The sequence below is a fragment of the Streptomyces caniferus genome (assembly GCF_009811555.1).
Classification (GTDB): Bacteria; Actinomycetota; Actinomycetes; order Streptomycetales; family Streptomycetaceae; genus Streptomyces; species Streptomyces caniferus.
In genome coordinates this window covers 4,714,995-4,732,195 of record NZ_BLIN01000005.1, presented here as the reverse complement: position 1 = coordinate 4,732,195, position 17,201 = coordinate 4,714,995, and the positions used below count along the sequence as shown (strand labels likewise).

Annotated in this window: 16 protein-coding genes; 10 read left to right on the top strand and 6 right to left on the bottom strand. The window is 71.9% G+C overall.

Going from position 1 to position 17,201, the window contains the following annotated elements:
* Window positions 1–45 precede the first annotated feature (45 nt).
* From Scani_RS37295 to Scani_RS37285, 3 genes are all read right to left on the bottom strand, one after another.
* Entirely contained in the window at window positions 46–2,286 is a 2,241-nt protein-coding gene (locus Scani_RS37295) for a family 2 encapsulin nanocompartment cargo protein terpene cyclase (protein ID WP_159482071.1), read from the bottom strand.
* Window positions 2,287–2,442: 156 nt separating this feature from the next.
* Window positions 2,443–3,387 (bottom strand): ATP-grasp domain-containing protein, encoded by a 945-nt coding sequence (locus tag Scani_RS37290; protein ID WP_246296380.1) that lies wholly within the window; start codon window positions 3,385–3,387, stop codon window positions 2,443–2,445.
* A complete protein-coding gene (locus Scani_RS37285; RefSeq protein WP_159482070.1) occupies window positions 3,384–4,388 on the bottom strand; it encodes an ATP-grasp domain-containing protein in 1,005 nt (334 codons plus the stop codon). The genes Scani_RS37290 and Scani_RS37285 overlap by 4 nt, the downstream gene beginning before the upstream one ends.
* 549 nt (window positions 4,389–4,937) lie before the next feature.
* Here Scani_RS37285 and Scani_RS37280 point away from each other — a divergent pair.
* The 4 genes from Scani_RS37280 to rocD all read left to right on the top strand — a co-directional run bounded on the left by Scani_RS37280 (window position 4,938) and on the right by rocD (window position 9,355).
* Window positions 4,938–6,350 (top strand): amidohydrolase family protein, encoded by a 1,413-nt coding sequence (locus Scani_RS37280; RefSeq protein WP_159482069.1) that lies wholly within the window; start codon window positions 4,938–4,940, stop codon window positions 6,348–6,350.
* A 138-nt stretch (window positions 6,351–6,488) separates the two neighbouring features.
* Window positions 6,489–6,983 carry an Lrp/AsnC family transcriptional regulator gene (locus Scani_RS37275; RefSeq protein ID WP_159482068.1) on the top strand — a complete coding sequence of 165 codons (495 nt, stop codon included), beginning with the start codon at window positions 6,489–6,491 and terminating at the stop codon, window positions 6,981–6,983.
* Between the two features lie 315 nt (window positions 6,984–7,298).
* Window positions 7,299–8,123, top strand: a complete 825-nt coding sequence (gene ddaH, locus Scani_RS37270) for a dimethylargininase (protein WP_246296379.1) — start codon at window positions 7,299–7,301, stop codon at window positions 8,121–8,123.
* Window positions 8,120–9,355, top strand: a complete 1,236-nt coding sequence (gene rocD, locus Scani_RS37265; RefSeq protein ID WP_159482066.1) for an ornithine--oxo-acid transaminase — start codon at window positions 8,120–8,122, stop codon at window positions 9,353–9,355. Before ddaH ends, rocD begins: the two co-directional genes overlap by 4 nt.
* Window positions 9,356–9,439: 84 nt before the next feature.
* Here the strand turns inward: rocD and Scani_RS37260 are convergent, their stop codons facing one another.
* On the bottom strand, window positions 9,440–10,003 hold the full coding sequence (locus Scani_RS37260) for a TetR/AcrR family transcriptional regulator (protein WP_159482065.1): 564 nt from the start codon (window positions 10,001–10,003) through the stop codon (window positions 9,440–9,442).
* 95 nt (window positions 10,004–10,098) lie between these two features.
* Between Scani_RS37260 and Scani_RS37255 the strand changes: the two genes are divergently transcribed.
* Entirely contained in the window at window positions 10,099–10,557 is a 459-nt protein-coding gene (locus Scani_RS37255) for a nuclear transport factor 2 family protein (RefSeq protein WP_159482064.1), read from the top strand.
* On the opposite strand, the gene Scani_RS37250 is transcribed toward Scani_RS37255, so the two are convergent.
* Window positions 10,484–11,500, bottom strand: a complete 1,017-nt coding sequence (locus Scani_RS37250) for a helix-turn-helix transcriptional regulator (RefSeq protein WP_246296378.1) — start codon at window positions 11,498–11,500, stop codon at window positions 10,484–10,486. The two genes, Scani_RS37255 and Scani_RS37250, sit on opposite strands and share 74 nt — an antisense overlap.
* Before the next feature lie 174 nt (window positions 11,501–11,674).
* Between Scani_RS37250 and Scani_RS37245 the strand changes: the two genes are divergently transcribed.
* The 5 genes from Scani_RS37245 (at window position 11,675) to Scani_RS37225 (ending at window position 16,416) form a co-directional block, all read left to right on the top strand.
* Window positions 11,675–13,288: an MFS transporter gene (locus Scani_RS37245; RefSeq protein ID WP_159482063.1), complete on the top strand. Its 1,614-nt coding sequence runs from the start codon at window positions 11,675–11,677 to the stop codon at window positions 13,286–13,288.
* A gap of 250 nt (window positions 13,289–13,538) precedes the next feature.
* The gene (locus Scani_RS37240) at window positions 13,539–14,156 is read left to right on the top strand and encodes a TetR/AcrR family transcriptional regulator (protein WP_159482062.1); all 618 of its coding nucleotides are present in this window, start codon (window positions 13,539–13,541) and stop codon (window positions 14,154–14,156) included.
* Window positions 14,153–14,812, top strand: coding sequence for a peroxiredoxin-like family protein (locus Scani_RS37235; protein ID WP_159482061.1), 660 nt, complete (start codon window positions 14,153–14,155; stop codon window positions 14,810–14,812). Before Scani_RS37240 ends, Scani_RS37235 begins: the two co-directional genes overlap by 4 nt.
* A 180-nt stretch (window positions 14,813–14,992) precedes the next feature.
* Complete coding sequence (locus Scani_RS37230) at window positions 14,993–15,244, top strand: NfeD C-terminal domain-containing protein (RefSeq protein ID WP_159482060.1); 252 nt, start codon at window positions 14,993–14,995, stop codon at window positions 15,242–15,244.
* A gap of 11 nt (window positions 15,245–15,255) precedes the next feature.
* The gene (locus tag Scani_RS37225) at window positions 15,256–16,416 is read left to right on the top strand and encodes an SPFH domain-containing protein (RefSeq protein ID WP_159482059.1); all 1,161 of its coding nucleotides are present in this window, start codon (window positions 15,256–15,258) and stop codon (window positions 16,414–16,416) included.
* Between the two features lie 36 nt (window positions 16,417–16,452).
* Here Scani_RS37225 and Scani_RS37220 read toward each other — a convergent pair whose 3' ends face one another.
* Window positions 16,453–16,950: a MarR family winged helix-turn-helix transcriptional regulator gene (locus tag Scani_RS37220; RefSeq protein WP_159482058.1), complete on the bottom strand. Its 498-nt coding sequence runs from the start codon at window positions 16,948–16,950 to the stop codon at window positions 16,453–16,455.
* Window positions 16,951–17,201: the final 251 nt, after the last annotated feature.

The following is a 17,201-nucleotide window of genomic DNA, read 5'->3' as shown; positions in this document are numbered from 1 at the left end:
GGCCCGGCCCGGCCCGCGGGGCGGCTCGGCGGGCCGGGCCGGCGCCTACGCCACTCCCACGGCGGACGACCGGAAGAGACGGGCCGCCGCCGTCCCCAGCCCGGTCGGCGCGCCCAGCCGCCCCGGCGAACCCGCCGGATGGCGCAGCTCGGGCTCGGTGTAGCGCAGGCAGTCCCGGTGCCAGGTGAGGATGCCGGCCAGCCAGTTCTCCAGTTCGTGGACGTAGCCGTCGAGCGCCTCGCGGGCCCGGGGCGAGAGGTCGAAGTCGTCGCAGACGACCGGGAGTTCATGGGCCGCGACGTGCTGGAACTCGTGCATGCGCGAGGTCATGAGGTCATGGACGATGTGCAGCGCGGTCGGGTAGTCGCAGTCGAAGAAGTTCTGGACGACCAGGATGCCGTTGTGGACCTCGCCCTCGTACTCGATCTCCTTCTGGTAGGAGAAGACGTCGTTCAGCAGACAGGCGTAGTCGGCCGCGGCGTTCTGCAGGGAGCGCAGGGTGCCCGTGCGGAAGACCTCCGGCGGGATCTGCCGGTCGCGGCCGATGCGGTTCAGGCTCATGGTGAGGTCGGAACCGAAGGTCGCGCGGCGCATCTCGATGTAGTCGACCGGGTCGGGGATGCGGTTCAGGACCTGGTTGTCGATCTCCCAGAGCCAGCTCGCCGTCATCGTGTCGACGGCTTCACGGAAACTCCGGCGCGCATCGGGGGTCATCGGCCCCGCCGTCCGCGTCCACAGGTCGGCCAGGCCGCGTTCCATCGCGTTGACCGGCTCCGGCACGGCGGCCGCGGCGTCCAGCGGCATGAACGCCGACAGCCGCGCGGTGCACGCCTTGGCCGCGGCGATGTCGCGGGTCCGGCCGAAGACCTGGGGGTAGTAGTCGTCGGCGTAGGTGCCCCAGGCCAGCCAGGCGGCTTCCAGGTCCAGTTGCTCCGGGGTGGCGTCCGGGTGGAGGCCGGCGGCGCACAGCGCCAGGTCGTAGCGGACCATCGCGGGCTCGTCCCAGACATCGGACAGCGGCACACCGGGCTGCGGGCCGAAGAGGCCCATCCGGTGCGCCCAGGCGAGGAGGCGGTGGCGGGCCCCCGCCAGATGCGGGCTGAGGGTGGTGGTGAACGGCATGAAGAGGTCGGGGATGCGCGAGGGGCCGACCTTCTGGTGCGGGACGTGAGCGGCGCTGCGGAGGCGGAGCGCACCGGCCGTGGTCAGCGCGGTCCGCAGATCCGCCGCCGAGGTGCCGAGGCCGCCGCAGGCGAACGGCGACCAGGTCTGCGCGGCACCGGCCGCCGACCCGCCGCCGTTCATATAGCGGCTGGAGCGCAGGTGCCATTCATGGCCGCCGGACTGCCAGTCCTGGAGCCCCTTGGCGTACGCCAGCACGTCCGCGCAGGCCTTCGGGTCCAGGCCGCGTTCCAGGAAGAGCGCGGGGAGTTCGGTGAGCACGGTGGTCTCGAACTGCTGCAGCCGGGAGGTGATCAGGTCGTTGACGGCGTCGGCGGCCTCCTGGGTGGTGCAGTCCAGGAAGGTCTCCAGCACCAGGACGCCGTTGCTCAGTTCGCCCTCCTCCTCCGTCTCCCGCTGGTAGGAGAAGAGGTCGTTGCGCAGGTGCACCCCGTCGGAGAAGGTGTCGCGCAGTACCCGCAGCGGACGGGAGGCGGCGACGGCGGCGGGCACCTCGGCGCCGGTCGCGTACTCCACGAGGCCCGCCGACCAGGGCGCGCCGCCGACCTTGCGACGCATCTCGATGTACTCGACGGGGTTGGGCACCCGGTGGATGTTGATGTTGGACAGTTCCCACAGCGACTCGTTGAGCAGGTGCTCGGTGCTCTCGGCGAACCGCTTCCGCCACTCCACGGACATGTGCGGCACCGTGCGTGCCCACAGATCGGCGAGTCCCGCCTCCACGGGGTTGGCAGGCTCGGGAACGGGCGCGGTCACATCCATCGGCATGAAGGCGGGCAGCCGGTCGAGGTACTCCTTGCCGCCCTTCCGGTCGAGCGTCCGCTTGAACTTCTCCAGGAAGTGGTCGTCGAAGAAGAAGACCCAGACGTACCAGTCGGTCACCAGCGAGAGGGCGTCCGCGTCGCAGTCCGGGTGGGTGTAGGAGCACAGCAGGGCGTAGTCGTGGGCTTCGAGGTCCTTCTCCTCCCAGATGTGGGAACCCTCCAGCATCCCCATCCGGCGCGCCCATGCCGTGGAGTGCGCACGGGCCGCCTCCAGATGCGGGTTCAGCCGCGCCGGATGGGGCGTGTAGAAGGTGGGCAATTCGAAAGGCTGCTGCGTCACCGGTGCCGGCCTCTTCCCTGCGTGCGGAAGGAAGGCGCGCGAAGCCACGCCCCCCTGGACGTGGGCAGCGCTACCCCGGCGGCCGACGGCTTAGGCCTGGTGGAGGACGGGCTTCCGCCTCCGCACCTCTTCGGTTCGATGTGCTCCGAACAGGGCCTAATTACGGCTGACTTCTGGCAGTTTTCTTTCGCCCGGGCTCGCCGAATTCCGTTCGTCCGGCCTCGCCCAATTGCGTTCGCCCGGGCTCGCCGAATTCCGTCCGCCCGGGGCGGCCGTCCTTCCTTCGCCCGGGGTGGTCGTCCGGCCGCGCTCCGCCGTCCGCAGGGCGAGTTCCGCGAGCGCTTCCGGGGCACCGGCCTGTCCGCGGATCCCGGGGAAGGCATTGATGTCCACGATCAGCGGTGCGCCGCCGCCGGCATCGAGGACATCCACGCCGTACACGTCCAGGCCGAAGACCTCGCCGGCCCGGAGCGCGGCGTCGGTCCAGCTCGCGGGAAGCTCCCCGACCGGCAGCGGCAGGGTCGGACCGTGGCCGTCCGGGGCCAGCTCCGACCGGCGCAGCCCGGCGAAGAGCCGGCCGTCGACGATCCACAGCTTGTGGTCCCACCCGCTGTTCGCGGTGAACTCCTGGACCACGACCGGCTCATCGGGCCATTCGGCGGCCAGCTCCCACAGCCGTGCGGCGCTGTCGGCGCGGGTCACCAGGTCATGGCGGCGGCTGAACCGGCTCTTGATCACCAGCGGAGCGGCCGGCTCCCCTGCCGCGGCCAGCCGGCCGGGCGTGGCCACCGCGGTGGTGGCGGCGAACGGCAGCCCCGCCGCACGGGCCACCTCGGCCATCTCCACGCGGTCCTGACACCGTGCGGTCGCCGCCGCGGAGTTGAGCACCGGGGCGCCGTGCTCCTCCAGGAGCGCGGCGAGTGCCAGCGCCCTGGGCGTGCGCGCCTTGAGGAGATAGACGTCGGCGAGCGAGGAGAGGTCCGGGCCCGGCGCCTCGCCGCCCGGGTCGAGCCACTCGACCCGATGCCCCGGGGTGAGCACCTCGGTGACCGCGGCCAGCAGCGGATGCCCGGGATCCGCGGTGACCAGCCCGATCCTCATCGGCCCCCGCCGATCGAGGCCGCGGGCCGGGGGGCGCGTGGGGCGGGAGGGACCGGAGGAGCGGGAGGGGCGGTGAACGGGGGTGCCGCGGCCGTCGCCGTCGAGGGCATCGCCCCGGCCTGCCCGGCCGTCAACTGCCCGTTCACCGGCCGGCCGGCGGCACCTGTCGTCCCGTTACGGGCGAGATCCAGAATGGCGGCGGACACCCGGGCGACCGCGTCCGGCACCTGACGGAAGCTCGGGAAGTCATTGATGTCGACGACCACCGGGCCCTCGGGGCCGAGCAGAATGTCGACCCCGTACAGGTCGAGACCGAACACCGTGCCGATCTCGGCGGTGATCCGGGCGATTTCGGGGGTGAGCGGCACCTGACGTTCGCGTACGGCGTGCGCGGGATGCAGCGGGGAGCACCGCTCGGTCGCGTAGAGCTCGCCGGCGACGCTGTACACCTTCAGATCCGTACCCGAGTTGGGCACATACGGCTGGGCGATGAGCAGCCCGTCGCCCGGCGCTCCCGGGTCCCCGGTACCGGTCGGCTCCGCGGGATCCCGCAGCCGGTCCGGCGTCGCCACCAGGCGGACCGCGCGCCCGGAGCTGCCGTCCGCGGGCTTGACCACGAGCGGGAACTCCGTCTCGGGTATCTCCGCGAACTCCTCGGGCCGGGCCGCCGCGTACGTCACGGGGACGGGCAGCCCCGTACCGCGGGCGATCACCGCGGCCAGCGCCTTGTCGCGTACCCCGCGGATCGCCCGGACGTCGTTCACGGTCGTCAGTCCGGCGGTCGCCGCGGCCTCCAGGAGGGTCAGACCCGGACCGCCGGAGACCGTCTTGAGGACCCAGGCGTCGTGGCTGCCCGCCTGTATCGCGTCGGACAGGGATATCAGCGAGCGGCCGGGCCACAGCACGTCCACCTGGTGTCCCCAGGCGTCGAGTTGGCGGATCACGTCCAGCGGCATGCCGTCGTGGCGGTACTGCTCCTCCACCAGGAAGCAGAGTCTCATCGGGGCACCCTCGTCATCGCCGCACGTCCGTCCACCGTCCGCCCGGCAGATCCATGACACACCAGGATCCCATGCGGGGTACGGCGGGGGCCGCGGGCCCACGCACCCGGCTCCGGCCCGTATTTCGGCGAGGCTACGCCACCTCGTACGCCCGGTCCGCAGGCCATGACCAGGAGTTTGCCGGAGTCCGGGGAGACTTCCGCCACCTGACGGCCACTCCAGTAAATCCCGCATGTCGGAACCCTTGTTCCGAATCTGGGGCGGCCCTAAGGTCAGGCCACCCCGGGGACAGTCGGCGAGCAGAGCACACACGTACCGAAGTACGGGAAGCAGGCGAGCGGGTTGGCGAACGAACGGCAGGACCACGGCAGGCCCCCGGGCGAGCGGCCGGACCCGGGGCCGGACTCGGGCACGGGCTCGGGCACGGGCTCGGGGCAGGACTCAGCGCCGGACTCGGGGCAGGACTCAGCGCCGGACTCGGGGCAGGGCTCAGCGCCGGACTCGGAGCCGGGAGCCGGCGGAGTACGACGGCGGAGGCTGCTGGTCGGCATGGGTCTGACCGGCGCGGGCGGCTTCCTCGGCGCCTCGGGCCCGGGCGGCGGGGAAGCGGCCGCGGCCGACGGCTCGCGCGGCACCACTGGGCCGCGGCCCGGACAGTTCCGCGGCAGGGCGCAACTACTGGTCCCGGAGCTGCTGCTGTTGCCGGAGGGGCCGGTACGGAACCGGGCCGTCCTCGTCCGCGACGGAAAGTTCCGCGCGATCGGACCGGCCCGGCAGCTCATCGCCGAGCACCGCGACCTCCACCCGGTGCGCCTGGACGGCCACTTGCTGATGCCCGGGTTCGTGGACGCGCACCACCACCTGACCCAGAGCTTCGGCAAGGCCCGGTCGTTCGGCCGGCCCTCGGAGATCTTCAAGGCCATCTGGGAGCCGCTGGAACGCGCGCTGGACGAGGAGAGCGCCTACGTGTCGGCGAAGCTGGCCGCGCTGGAGGCCCTGCGCGGCGGCTTCACCACGGTCGCCGACGCCGGGACCCGTGCCCCCGTGGACGTCCGGGTGATCGCGCAGGCCACGGAGGAAGCCGGCATCCGGTGCGTCCTGTCCAAGATCGTCTCTTCCGGCGAGGGCGGGCCGGCGCACCTGGGGCGGTGGGACGGCCATCCGCTGGTCCACCCCTCGCTGGCGATCGCCGTCCCCGAGGACGCGCCCGGCGCGGTCATCAAGAGGACCGCCGACCTGTGCGCCGAGGCCGGTGCGGTGCTGCAGATCCACGTCAACGAACATCTCGCCTCCGTGGAGCGCTCGTTGAAGAGCGTCGGCCGCCGCCCGGTGGAGTATCTGCACCACCTCGGCGCCCTCGGCCCGCAGACCCTGGGCGCCCACGCCACCCTCCTCACGCCCTCGGAGATGCGGCTGCTGGCCGACTCCGGGGCGGCGATCAGCTACAACCCGGTGGCCAGCGCCTGGAAGGGCAACGGCGTCGCCCACGCCACCCTGCTGGCCGCGATGGGCGTGCGCTTCGGCATGGGCACCGACGGCACCCGCGGCGACGGCTTCCGGCTGGTCGACGCGGGGGAGACGGCCCAACGGCTGGCGTACGGCATGGCGTCGGGCGACTCGTCCTGCGGCGCCGGCCGGATGTGGCTGGAGCACGCCACCGCACACAGCGCCGACGCGGTCGGGCTGGGCAAGGTGACCGGCGAGATCACGGTCGGCAAGGCCGCCGACTTCCTCGTCGTCCACCTCGACGTCCCCGAACTCACCCCCTCCTACGACCTGCGCTGGGAACTCGTCCGCCTCGCGCAGCGCGACCAGATCGCCGCGGTCGTCGTGGGCGGCAGGCTCCGTCTGTGGCACGGCTGGCCCCCGGACTGGGACGGCCCCGCCCTGGTGTCCCGCGCCGCACGACTGGGCCCGGAGGTCGTCCGCCGGGCCGGACTGCACCACGTGGAACCGGCCTAGCCGCCCCCCGGCCGGTCCCCTCCCCCTCACCCCGCTCTCGCTACCGTTGGGCAACCGCGACCGCGACGGACCCGGAGGCGGAGACGGACCGGCACGGGCCGGTGAGGACGGTATGACCGGGAAGAAACGGGAGGCCCAGTGACCCACAAGGCCGCGCCCTTCGACGACCTCGACCGCAAGATCGTTGCGGCGTTGATCGACAACGGCCGGGCGAGTTTTGCCGAGATCGGTGCCGCGGTCGGGCTGTCGTCCACCGCCGTGAAGCGGCGGGTGGACCGGATGCGGGAGAACAACGTGATCACGGGGTTCACCGCCACCGTCCGGCCGGCCGCCCTGGGCTGGCTGACCGAGGCGTATGTCGAGGTGTACTGCGACGGCGCGGCGCCGCCCCGGCGGCTCGCGGAGGTCGTGCGCAACCATCCGGAGATCGCCGCGGCGATGACGGTGACCGGTGGCGCCGATGCGCTGCTGCACGTACGCGCGACCGATGTCGAGCACTTCGAGGAGGTGCTCGAACGGATCAGGGCCGAGCCGTTCATCCGCAAGACGATCAGTTACATGGTGCTGTCCCATCTCCTGCCGGACAGCCCGGAGGCGGGCGCCAGCCAGCCCTCGGACAGAACCGCCCGCTGAAGGGGCCGCGGAACGGCGCTCCGCCCGGTCCGGCGCTACAGAACGGACGCAGCGAACCGGCGCACGAACCGACGCAACGAACGTGCGCAACGCACCTCCTCCGCACACCGGCCCAGCACGTCGCCGCCGACAATTTCGGCGCAGCAATCCAGCGTGAAAGGGCATTTCTCCGCAGCATTCCTGCGCTGCTGAGCAGCATTTGTTGCTTGTGGCCCGAATCCGTCGCTCCTTACCGTGGAAGCACCTCGGGTGACCGTCAGTGACATCCGGTCGCCCCGCACGCCCCGTAAGAAGCGAAGGGATCCTCCCGTGCCGATGAGTCGTGCAGCGCGCCCCCGGCGCTATCTGGTCTGCGAGCCCAGACACTTCGACGTGCGTTATGCGATCAATCCGTGGATGAGCACGGACGCACCGGTGGACACGGCCCTCGCGGGGCGCCAGTGGGAGACGCTGATGGACGCCTACCGCGCCCACGGCCACACGGTGGAGACCGTGCCCCCGGTGGCCACGCTGCCCGACATGGTCTTCGCGGCGAACTCCGCGCTCGTCGTGGGCGGCCGCGTCTTCGGCTCGTACTTCCATGCGCCGCAGCGGCGGCCGGAGTCCACGGAGTACGAGACCTGGTTCAAGGCGGCCGGGTACGACGTCTACCGGCCGGAGTCGATGTGCGAGGGCGAGGGCGATCTCGTACCGGCCGGCCGCTACATCCTGGCGGGCACCGGCTTTCGCACCACACCGGCCGCACACCGCGAGGTGCAGGAGTTCTTCGGCGTACCGACCATCGGCCTGCAGCTGGTGGACCCGTACTTCTACCACCTGGACACCGCGCTGTTCGTCCTGGAGGAGACGCCGAAGACGGGCGAGGCGAACATCGCCTACTACCCCGGGGCGTTCTCGACCGGCAGCCGTGAAGTGCTCCGGCGGCTGTTCCCCGAGGCGGTGCTCGCCACCCGCGACGACGCGATGGCCTTCGGCCTCAACTCCGTCTCCGACGGCCGCCATGTCTTCGTCGCCCCGCAGGCCACCGGCCTGATCGGCCGGCTCAGCGCGCACGACTATGTCCCCGTCCCCGTCGACCTCTCGGAGTTCCACAAGGCCGGCGGCGGCATCAAGTGCTGCACCCAGGAGATTCGCTCATGACCGCTCCCACCCGTACCGCCCGTGTGCACGCCCCCCGTTCGTCGGCGGAGCTGATCCAGGCCGAGGGCCCGGTGCTCGCGCACAACTACCACCCGCTGCCCGTGGTGGTCGCGCGCGCCGAAGGCGTCTGGGTCGAGGACGTCGAGGGGCGCCGCTACCTCGACATGCTGGCCGGCTACTCGGCGCTGAACTTCGGCCATCGCCACCCGGCCCTGATCGAGGCCGCGCACCGCCAGCTCGACCAGCTCACCCTCACCTCCCGCGCCTTCCACAACGACCGGCTCGCCGGATTCGCGGAAGGCCTCGCCGAGCTGACCGGCCTGGACATGGTCCTGCCGATGAACACCGGCGCCGAGGCGGTGGAGAGCGGCATCAAGGTCGCGCGCAAGTGGGCGTACGACGTCAAGGGCGTCCCGGCGGACCGGGCGACGATCGTGGTGGCCGGCGGCAACTTCCACGGCCGGACGACGACCATCGTCGGCTTCTCCGACGACGACACGGCCCGCATCGGCTTCGGGCCCTTCGCCCCCGGTTTCCGCACCGTCCCGTACAACGACCTCGCCGCGCTCGAAGCGGCCGTGGACGAGACGACGGCCGCCGTGCTGATCGAGCCCATCCAGGGCGAGGCGGGCGTCGTCATCCCCGACGAGGGCTACCTCACCGGCGTACGCGAGCTGACCCGGCGGGCCGGGTGCCTGTTCATCGCCGACGAGATCCAGTCCGGACTGGGCCGCACCGGCACCACCCTGGCCGTCGACCACGAGTCCGTCGTGCCGGACATGCTGCTGCTCGGCAAGGCGCTGGGCGGCGGCATCGTCCCGGTCTCCGCGGTGGTCGCCCGCCGCGACGTGCTCGGTGTCCTGGGCCCCGGCCAGCACGGTTCGACCTTCGGCGGCAATCCCCTGGCGGCCGCGGTCGGTTCGGCCGTCGTCGAACTGCTCGCCACCGGAGAGTTCCAGCGCCGCGCCGCCGAGCTGGGCGAGCGGCTGCGCGGCGGCCTGGCCGCGCTGACCGGCAAGGGCGTGACCGGCTTCCGCGCCCGCGGCCTGTGGGCCGGCGTCGACATCGACCCCGGCCTCGGCACCGGCCGGGAGATCAGCGAACGCCTGCTCAAGGAAGGCGTCCTGGTCAAGGACACCCATGGTTCGACGATCCGGCTGGCCCCGCCGCTGACCATCACCGCCGAGGAACTGGACGGCGCCCTGGAGAGTCTGGCGCGGGCTCTGGGCTGACCCCCCTGCCGCAAGGCCGCCGCGGCCGCAGCTCGGGTGAGCTGCGGCCGCGGCGATACGGCGACACCCCCACCGGGGCACCGCCTACCGCGCCGTCCCCATGAGCGCGGCCGCCGCCGTACGGGCCCGGCGGGCGGCGGAGGGCTCGCCACTGAGCGCGGCGGAGGTGATCGCGCCGTCGACCAGCAGCACCAACTGACGTGCCAGCACGCCGGGTTCGGCCACCGGTACCGCGCGCAGCAGGCCGGTCACATACCCCAGCAGTGCGTCCTTGTGCTCCCGTGCGACGCGGCCGACCTGGTCGGAGGTCGCCCCCAGCTCCCCGTACGCGTTGATGAAGGCGCAGCCGCGGAAGCCGGGCTCCGAGAACCAGTCGTGCAGCCAGTCGAAGACCACGAGCGGCCGGTCCGCCGGATCGTCGGCGTGCACGGCGACGTACTCCGCGAGCGCCGCGCGCCAGCGGGTGTCGCGGCGCCGCAGGTACGCCTCCACGAGGTCGTGCTTGGCGGGAAAGCACTGGTAGAGGCGTTTGAGCGAAACCCCTGCGGTGGCGCGGAGTTCGTCCATGCCGACGGACTGGACGCCGCGGTCGTAGAACAGCTCCTCCGCGGCGTCGAGTATCCGTACGCGGGCTTCGTCGAGGTCCATGGCACTTCCGGGGCTTTCCAGGAGAACGGTCGTTCTCTACACTAGCCGACCGAGGGAGAACGCCCGTTCTCCCGATCCTGAGAGAGGCCGCCGCCATGGCACCACGCCCCCCGTTCCCGCCGTTCGACGAGCCGGGCGCGCTCCGGAAAGTGCAAGCGGCCGAGGACGCCTGGAACACCCGCGACCCCGAGCGGGTCGCCCTCGCGTACACCGAGGACTCGGTCTGGCGGAACCGCGACACCTTCCTCACCGGCCGCGACGAGATCGTCGCCTTCCTGCGCCGGAAGTGGGCCCGGGAGCTGGACTATGCGCTGCGCAAGGAGCTCTGGTCCTACAGCGGCAACCGCATCGCGGTGCGCTTCCAGTACGAGTCCCATGACGCGGCCGGCCAGTGGTGGCGCAGCTACGGCAACGAGCTGTGGGAGTTCGACGAGGAGGGACTGATGCGCCGCCGGGAAGCCGGCATCCACGACGTCGCGATCACGGAGGCGGAACGACGGATCTTCGGCCCGCGGCCGGAGGAGGAGCAGGGGCAACCGCTTCCGTTCCGCTGAGCGCTTCCCTTTTCCCGTCGGGAGCCCCCTTCCCGTCTGGGTCCTCTTTCCCGTCAGGAGTCCCCTTCCGGTCGGGACCCCCGGGCAGGGCGACGGCCGCTTCATCGGGCGCCGTGCCCGCCGCGCACTCCTGCAGCCCCGGCAGCTTCTCCGCCGTCGCGGCATCGGCCGGCAGACACGCGAACAGCTTGACGCCCGGGGCGTCCAGGGCCGCCAGCTTCACGTAGTCCAAGGTCAGCGCCCCGACCCGCGGGTGGCAGAACCTTCGGCGGCTGCTGCCGAGGTCCGCGAGGTCGTGGGCGTCCCACCAGGTCCGGAACTCCGCGCTCGACTCCCGCAGTCCGCCGGTGAGCTGTTCGTAGCGGGGGTCGCCCGCGCGCTGGCGGGCATCGGTCCGGAACTGGGCTATCAGGTCCCGCGCCTGGCCTTCCCAGTCGGTCAGCAGCGACCGCATGGCCGGATCGGTGAACACCAGCCACAGCAGATTGCGCTCGGCCGGCTCCAGCTGGCCGGGGTCGCCGATCAGGCCCGCTTCGGCGCGGTTCCAGCCCACCAGGTCCCAGTTGGCGTCGAGGAGGTAGGCGGGGTTCGGTTCGAGCGCGTCGACCAGCCGTTGCAGGGCGGGGCCGGGACCGCGGCCCGGCGGCCGTTCCGGCAACGGCACCCCGGCCAGCGCGAACAGATGCCGGCGCTCGACCGCACTGAGCATCAGCGCACGCGCCAGGCTCATGAGGACCTGCCGGCTGACGGTGATGTCGCGCGCCTGCTCCAGCCAGGTGTACCAGGTCACGCTGACACCGGAGAGCTGCGCGACCTCTTCGCGCCGCAGCCCCGGGGTGCGCCGCCGCGGACCCGGGAGGATGCCCGCCCGCTGGGGCGTGAGGCGCTCCCGCCGCGAGCGCAGGAACTCCGCGAGACTCCGCCGCCGTTGCAGGTCAGCCATGGATGCTCCCGTTTTCGCCGCCGGCCGCGAGGTGGGGCCGGCCGGGTACGGGCCGCCGCACGCGTATCCGGACTCGGCACGAATGACGGTGCGGCGAAGGGTCGTTGGGGGTGGTGAGGACACCAGCATAATCCGTCTCTGTATATCCGGCCGGGGCCGGTCGACCCTTACCGCATGACTCAGATCCCACCCTCAGGTGCCATCGGCCGGCAGTCCGCATCGGCGCGGACCGGCACGCCGAAGGCCGGGCCGCAGGACGATCCCCGGGCGGTGCGGCAGGACGTTCGGCAGGCCGGTCCGCAGGCCGGTCCGCCCGGTCCCGAGGCTGCGGGGACGGGCGGTGCGGCGAGGGGTGCGGCGAACGGCGCGGCGCCATGGCGGGCCCTGGCGCTCGTACTGGTCGGGGCGTTCATGGCGGTGCTCGACACCTTCATCGTGCTGGTCGCCGCCCCTGCCCTCCAGGCCGATCTGCACGCCACCGCCGCCGACGTCCAGCTCGTCCTGGCGGGCTACCAGCTCACGTACGCCCTCGCCCTGATCACCGGTGCGCGGCTCGGCGACCGCTTCGGCCGCAGGCGGCTGTTCATGACCGGGATGGCGCTGTTCACCCTGGCGTCCGTGGGCTGTGCGCTCGCCCCCGGCGCCGGCAGTCTGATCGCCGCACGGCTGGTCCAAGGCCTCGGCGCGGCCGCGATGTTCCCGCAGGTGTTCGCGGTGATCCAGGTACTGATCCCGGCCGGCAAGCGCCCGAAGGCGTTCGGTGCGCTCGGTGCGGTCATCGGCATGGCCACCATGTCCGGCCAGCTGATCGGGGGCGTACTGATCTCCGCCGACCTCTTCGGCTCCTCGTGGCGGCCGGCCTTCTGGGTCAATGTGCCCGTCGGGGTGGTGACGCTGCTGCTCGCCGGGCTGTTCCTGCCCGAGACGCGGGCGCCGAGGGCCCGGCGGCTCGATCTGCCCGGTGCGGCGGTACTGACCGTGGCGCTCTTTCTGCTGGTGGTGCCGCTGGTCGAGGGCCGCGCGTACGGCTGGCCACTGTGGACCTGGCTCAGCCTGGCCGCGAGCGTCCCGGCGTTCGCACTGCTCTGCCTGGTGGAGCGGCGGGTGGAGGCCGCGGGCGGCACCCCGCTCGTCCGGCTGGGTCTGCTGGGCGAGCGGCCGTTCGCGGTCGGGATGACCCTGGTCGTCCTCACGTATGCGGGCATCAACTCGCTCTTCCTGGTCCTGTCGTTGACGCTGCAGGACGGCCTGAGGAGGGACGCGCTCGGCGCCGGTCTGGTCTACACGCCCTTCGCCGTCGCCTTCTTCCTCACCAGCCTGCTGGCCGGCCGGCTCGCCCGCCACGGCCGCCGTGTGCTGCGGATCGGCGCGCTGACCGGGGCCGTGGGCTTCGTCGGCACGATCGTTCTGGCGCTCGGCGCCGGGGCCGAGCTGAGTGCCTGGGAGCTGGTGCCGCCCCTGCTCCTGGTGGGCGCGGGCAACGGCCTGCTGGTCACGCCGCTGCTGAACGCGGTGCTCGGCAATGTCGGCCCGGAGGACGTGGGCATGGCCTCGGGGGTGCTCTCCACCGGTCAGCAGATCGGCGGCGCGGTCGGCGTGGCGCTCGTCGGCATCCTCTACTACGGCGCGCTCGGCGGTGCCGCGCACAACGACACCCGCGCGTACGGGCAGGCGCTGGCGGCCGCACTGCTCCTCAACGTCGTGCTCGCCGCCGCGATCTCGGCCCTGCTGCCGCTCCTTCCGGACGCCGCCCGTCGCCGCGCGCAGGCACCGCCGTCCCGCGCCTGAGGTCGCCGGACGCCCCCCAGCGGCACCCTCGGCCGCGCTGAAGGCCGCGCACGCAAAAGGGAACAGCCGACTCCGGAAGTTGTCCCCAGCCTCCACCCCCAACTCCTTGACAGGGAAAGCGATTCGGAGCATCTTGGAACAACCGTTCCAAGATGCGGGGGCGGGCAGCGCGGAGTGAATCCGCCGGGTCCCGCGCCACCGCCCGATCCGTCCCGCACGTGACAGCGCAACCGAGACGAGCAGGCCCGCCATGCCCGACATCAAGCACTTCAACCCCGACATCGTGCTCGACGACGCGATCCAGGTCTTCTGGCGCCAGGGCCTGCCCACGACCGGTATCCAGGCGCTGGTGTCCGCGACCGGAGTGAGCCGCTCCAGCCTCTATGCGGCCTTCGGCAGCAAGGACGGCCTCTATGCCGCGGCGCTGGACCGCTATATAGCGCAGCACTCGACACCGGCCTTCGCCGCACTGTCGTCGTCCACCGCGGGGTTGTCCTCGGTCGAGGAATTCTTCGCCGGGCTGATCGAGGTGCGCTGCGCCGGCCCGGTCGCCGGCTGGGGCTGCATGGTCACCAATGCCTACGCCGGCCCGGAATGCGGCGACCCCGGCATCCGCACCCTGCTCGAAGAACACCACGCCACGCTGGAGTCGGCCATGCGAGCGGCCCTGGCCACCGCCGAGGAGCTGGGCCAGCTCCAGCCGGACCACGATCTCGACGCGTCCGCCGCGGTGCTGGCCACCCTCGCGTACGGCGTCAATCTGCGTTCCCGTGCGGGCGCCGGTGCCCGGACGCTCACCGACACGGTGACCGCCGCCCTCGCACCCCTGCGTGCCCACGCCTCACCTCAGGAGCCCCCACCGCAATGAGCCTCCACGACGAACTCACCGCGTTCCTCCGCATCCGCTACCCCGAGCTCCCGGCCGCCGCCCGTGCGGTGATGGAGCGCGCCGGCCGCGACCTCGCCGCATCGGGCCAGGCCGAACGGGCCCTGCAGCCGGGAGACGCGGCGCCCCGCTTCAGCCTCCCCACCGCGACCGGCGGCACCGTCGCCCTGGACTCCCTGCTGTCCGAGGGTCCGGTCGTGCTCACCTTCTACCGCGGCGCCTGGTGCCCCTACTGCAACCTGGCACTGCGCGCCCTCCAGCAGCACCACGCCGAGATCACCGCCCGCGGCGCCCGGCTGGTGGCCATTTCGCCGCAGATCCCCGACGAGTCCCTCACCCTCACCGAAAAGCACGCACTCGCCTTCGACGTCCTCAGCGACCTCGGCTCGGGCACCGCCAAGCAGTACGGCCTCAGCTTCGACCTGCCCGACGACCTGGCCGCCGTGTACGACTCCTTCGGCTTCGACCTGCAGCGCGTCAACGGCGGCCACCCGCGCACCCTCCCGCTGCCCGCCACCTACGTCATCGACCCCGACGCCACCATCCGCTGGGCCTTCCTCGACACCGACTACACCGCACGCGCCGAACCGTCCGACATTCTCGCCGCCCTCGACGTATTGCCCCGGCGCCCGGAATGACGGACCGCCCTTCTGCACCGCACCCGCGTAAGGGAATTCCACACCCCAATTACGGATTCCCTGACGAGAAATTGACGGCCGCGAACCGGTTCCAACTCGCCGCCAACCCCCCATAGGCCGCCGCGTTCAGGAGCGCTATGGTCGTTTTTCCAGGAACGTAACGGGGGAGGCCGGCCGCCAATGGCACAGGACGATGCCGTCATCGGCTGTACGGGAGTACTGCTGATCGGCACGCGTGGGGCTGCCGGTCCCGGTGAGGTACTGGTACGGATCAGAGGCGGTACCGAGGCCTTTCTCGCCTGGTCCGCCGAGCCCCTTCCGGTAGGGGCGACCGTGCTCGTGATCGAGTCGCGTGGCAGTCGTCAGGTCGACGTCATGGAGTGGGCCGATCCGTTGGACGCGTTGTCCGGCAATGCCGGCGACGCCGGTTGAGGAGACAAACGATGTTCGGTTACCGCGTTCCTGCCCCCGATCAAGCCATGCTGATCTCGGGAGGCAGGCGTGGACAGGGGGGCGCGCCGTTCCGAGTGGTGACCGGGCACGGCAAGTTCGTGCTGCCGGTCTTCCGCAAGGTCCGTTTTCTGACGCTGGCGATGTGCGAGGCCGAGGTCGCCGAGACCTGCGTGACCCGGCAGGGCATCGCGCTGACGGTGCGCGCCGTCATTGCGTTCAAGGTCGGCAACGACACCGAGAGCGTGGTCAACGCCGGTCAGCGGTTCCTGTCCGACCAGGACCAGATGTCGGTCCTGACCGGCCGGATCTTCGCCGGCCATCTGCGCTCCATCATCGGTTCGATGACGGTCGAGGAGATCGTCACCGAGCGGCAGAAGCTGGCCACCGAGGTCCTGGAGACGTCCAAGACGGAGATGGCGAAGATCGGCCTGATCGTCGACTCCCTGCAGATCCAGTCGATCGACGACGGTGACACCGGCTACATCGAGGCGATGTCCGCCCCGCACAAGGCGGCCATCCAGCGGCAGGCGCAGATCGCCCAGGCCCAGGCCACCCAGGCCTCGGTGGAGGCGCAGCAGGAGGCCGCGCGCAACCAGGCCGAATACTCCCGGCAGACCGCCGTGGTCCAGGCCGAGTACTCCGCCGAGGTGGACCGGGCCCAGGCCCGCGCCGCCCAGGCCGGCCCGCTCGCCCAGGCCCACGCACAGCAGGAAGTCCTCGCCGCCAAGACCGAACTAGCCGAGCGTGCCGCTCAGTTGCGTCAGCAGGAGCTGGTGGCCGAGGTCGTCAAGCCCGCGGAGGCGGAGGCCGAGCGCATCCGGCTGCTGGCCATGGCCGAGGCCGAGCGGATGAAGATCCAGGCCGAGGCCGCCGCGTCGCACGACCGCGTGGCCCTGGACCGGATGCTGATCGACCAGCTCCCGCAGATCGTCAAGGAGGCCTCCGCGGGCCTGTCCAACGCCAATGTCAACGTCCTCAACGGCACCGACGGCCTGGGCGAGATCGCCGCGGGCCTGGTCGGCCAGGGCCTGACCATCCTCGACTCGGTCCGCCGCAACCTCCGCACCACCGAGGGCCAGGACGGCAAGGCCGACAAGAACGGCGGGACCGCCGGGAAGCAGGGCCACAGCGGCCGGGTCGAGATCGAGTAGGGACACCGGACGGGGTGGGGCCTCGCCCCACCCCGCTCACGCCCCGCGCCCCCGCGGCCGCTCTTCGGCGGCGTGCTTGTTGCGGGCGTAGGCCACCAGATGGTTGAGCACGGCGACGGTGGTGGCGATATCGGCATCGCCGAAGCCCGCGAGCGCCTCGTGGAGACCGGCCTGGCTGGTGCTCTGGAGGCGGCCCAGAACGGCCTTGCCGTGGGGGGTGATCGCCACTTGCCGGGCGCGGCGGTCGAGGGTGTCCGGGGTCCGTTCGACCAGATCCTGGGACTCCAACTGGCTTATCTGCCGGGTGACATGAGGCGGTTCGACCATCAGCAGTGCGGCCAGATCACCGACCCTGCTGACGCCCCCGCTGTCCTCCAGGGCCATCAGCAGCCAGAGATCGGAGCGTGCCGCCGTGACGCCCGCCTCGGCCGCCTGGCGTTCGTGCGCCCGGGAGCGGGTGAGCAGATAGGACAGCGTGGCCAGCACTCTTTGCAGTGCGGCGGTGGGGTCCTGGTCTCTTCCGGGGTCCGGCATGCAGGCACTTTAGCGGCCCTTGAGGTACCGGGATCCCCGGCCCGGCGCCCCGGTCCGGAGGCGCCCGCCCGCTCGGTTTGAGCCAACCTCGGGTGGCCCTTGATCACCTCTTCCCTCCCCCGTTCCGGGTGAGTTAGCGTCCATTTAGTTGCTTAACTTAGGTAACTAGCTGGCCCGGGACAACCGTCCCCCGGCGACCGCGCTCCCGCCGGCCACGGCGGCTGCCGAAGCGGTTGCCGAGACGACCGCCG

Coding starts and splice junctions, on each gene's coding strand:
- Scani_RS37290 (WP_246296380.1), bottom strand. CDS start 3,387: ATGAGGATCGGGCTGGTCACCGCGGATCCCGGGCATCCGCTGCTGGCC.
- Scani_RS37285 (WP_159482070.1), bottom strand. CDS start 4,388: ATGAGACTCTGCTTCCTGGTGGAGGAGCAGTACCGCCACGACGGCATG.
- Scani_RS37280 (WP_159482069.1), top strand. CDS start 4,938: ATGGGTCTGACCGGCGCGGGCGGCTTCCTCGGCGCCTCGGGCCCGGGC.
- ddaH (WP_246296379.1), top strand. CDS start 7,299: ATGAGTCGTGCAGCGCGCCCCCGGCGCTATCTGGTCTGCGAGCCCAGA.
- rocD (WP_159482066.1), top strand. CDS start 8,120: ATGACCGCTCCCACCCGTACCGCCCGTGTGCACGCCCCCCGTTCGTCG.
- Scani_RS37260 (WP_159482065.1), bottom strand. CDS start 10,003: ATGGACCTCGACGAAGCCCGCGTACGGATACTCGACGCCGCGGAGGAG.
- Scani_RS37255 (WP_159482064.1), top strand. CDS start 10,099: ATGGCACCACGCCCCCCGTTCCCGCCGTTCGACGAGCCGGGCGCGCTC.
- Scani_RS37250 (WP_246296378.1), bottom strand. CDS start 11,500: ATGGCTGACCTGCAACGGCGGCGGAGTCTCGCGGAGTTCCTGCGCTCG.
- Scani_RS37245 (WP_159482063.1), top strand. CDS start 11,675: ATGACTCAGATCCCACCCTCAGGTGCCATCGGCCGGCAGTCCGCATCG.
- Scani_RS37240 (WP_159482062.1), top strand. CDS start 13,539: ATGCCCGACATCAAGCACTTCAACCCCGACATCGTGCTCGACGACGCG.
- Scani_RS37235 (WP_159482061.1), top strand. CDS start 14,153: ATGAGCCTCCACGACGAACTCACCGCGTTCCTCCGCATCCGCTACCCC.
- Scani_RS37230 (WP_159482060.1), top strand. CDS start 14,993: ATGGCACAGGACGATGCCGTCATCGGCTGTACGGGAGTACTGCTGATC.
- Scani_RS37225 (WP_159482059.1), top strand. CDS start 15,256: ATGTTCGGTTACCGCGTTCCTGCCCCCGATCAAGCCATGCTGATCTCG.
- Scani_RS37220 (WP_159482058.1), bottom strand. CDS start 16,950: ATGCCGGACCCCGGAAGAGACCAGGACCCCACCGCCGCACTGCAAAGA.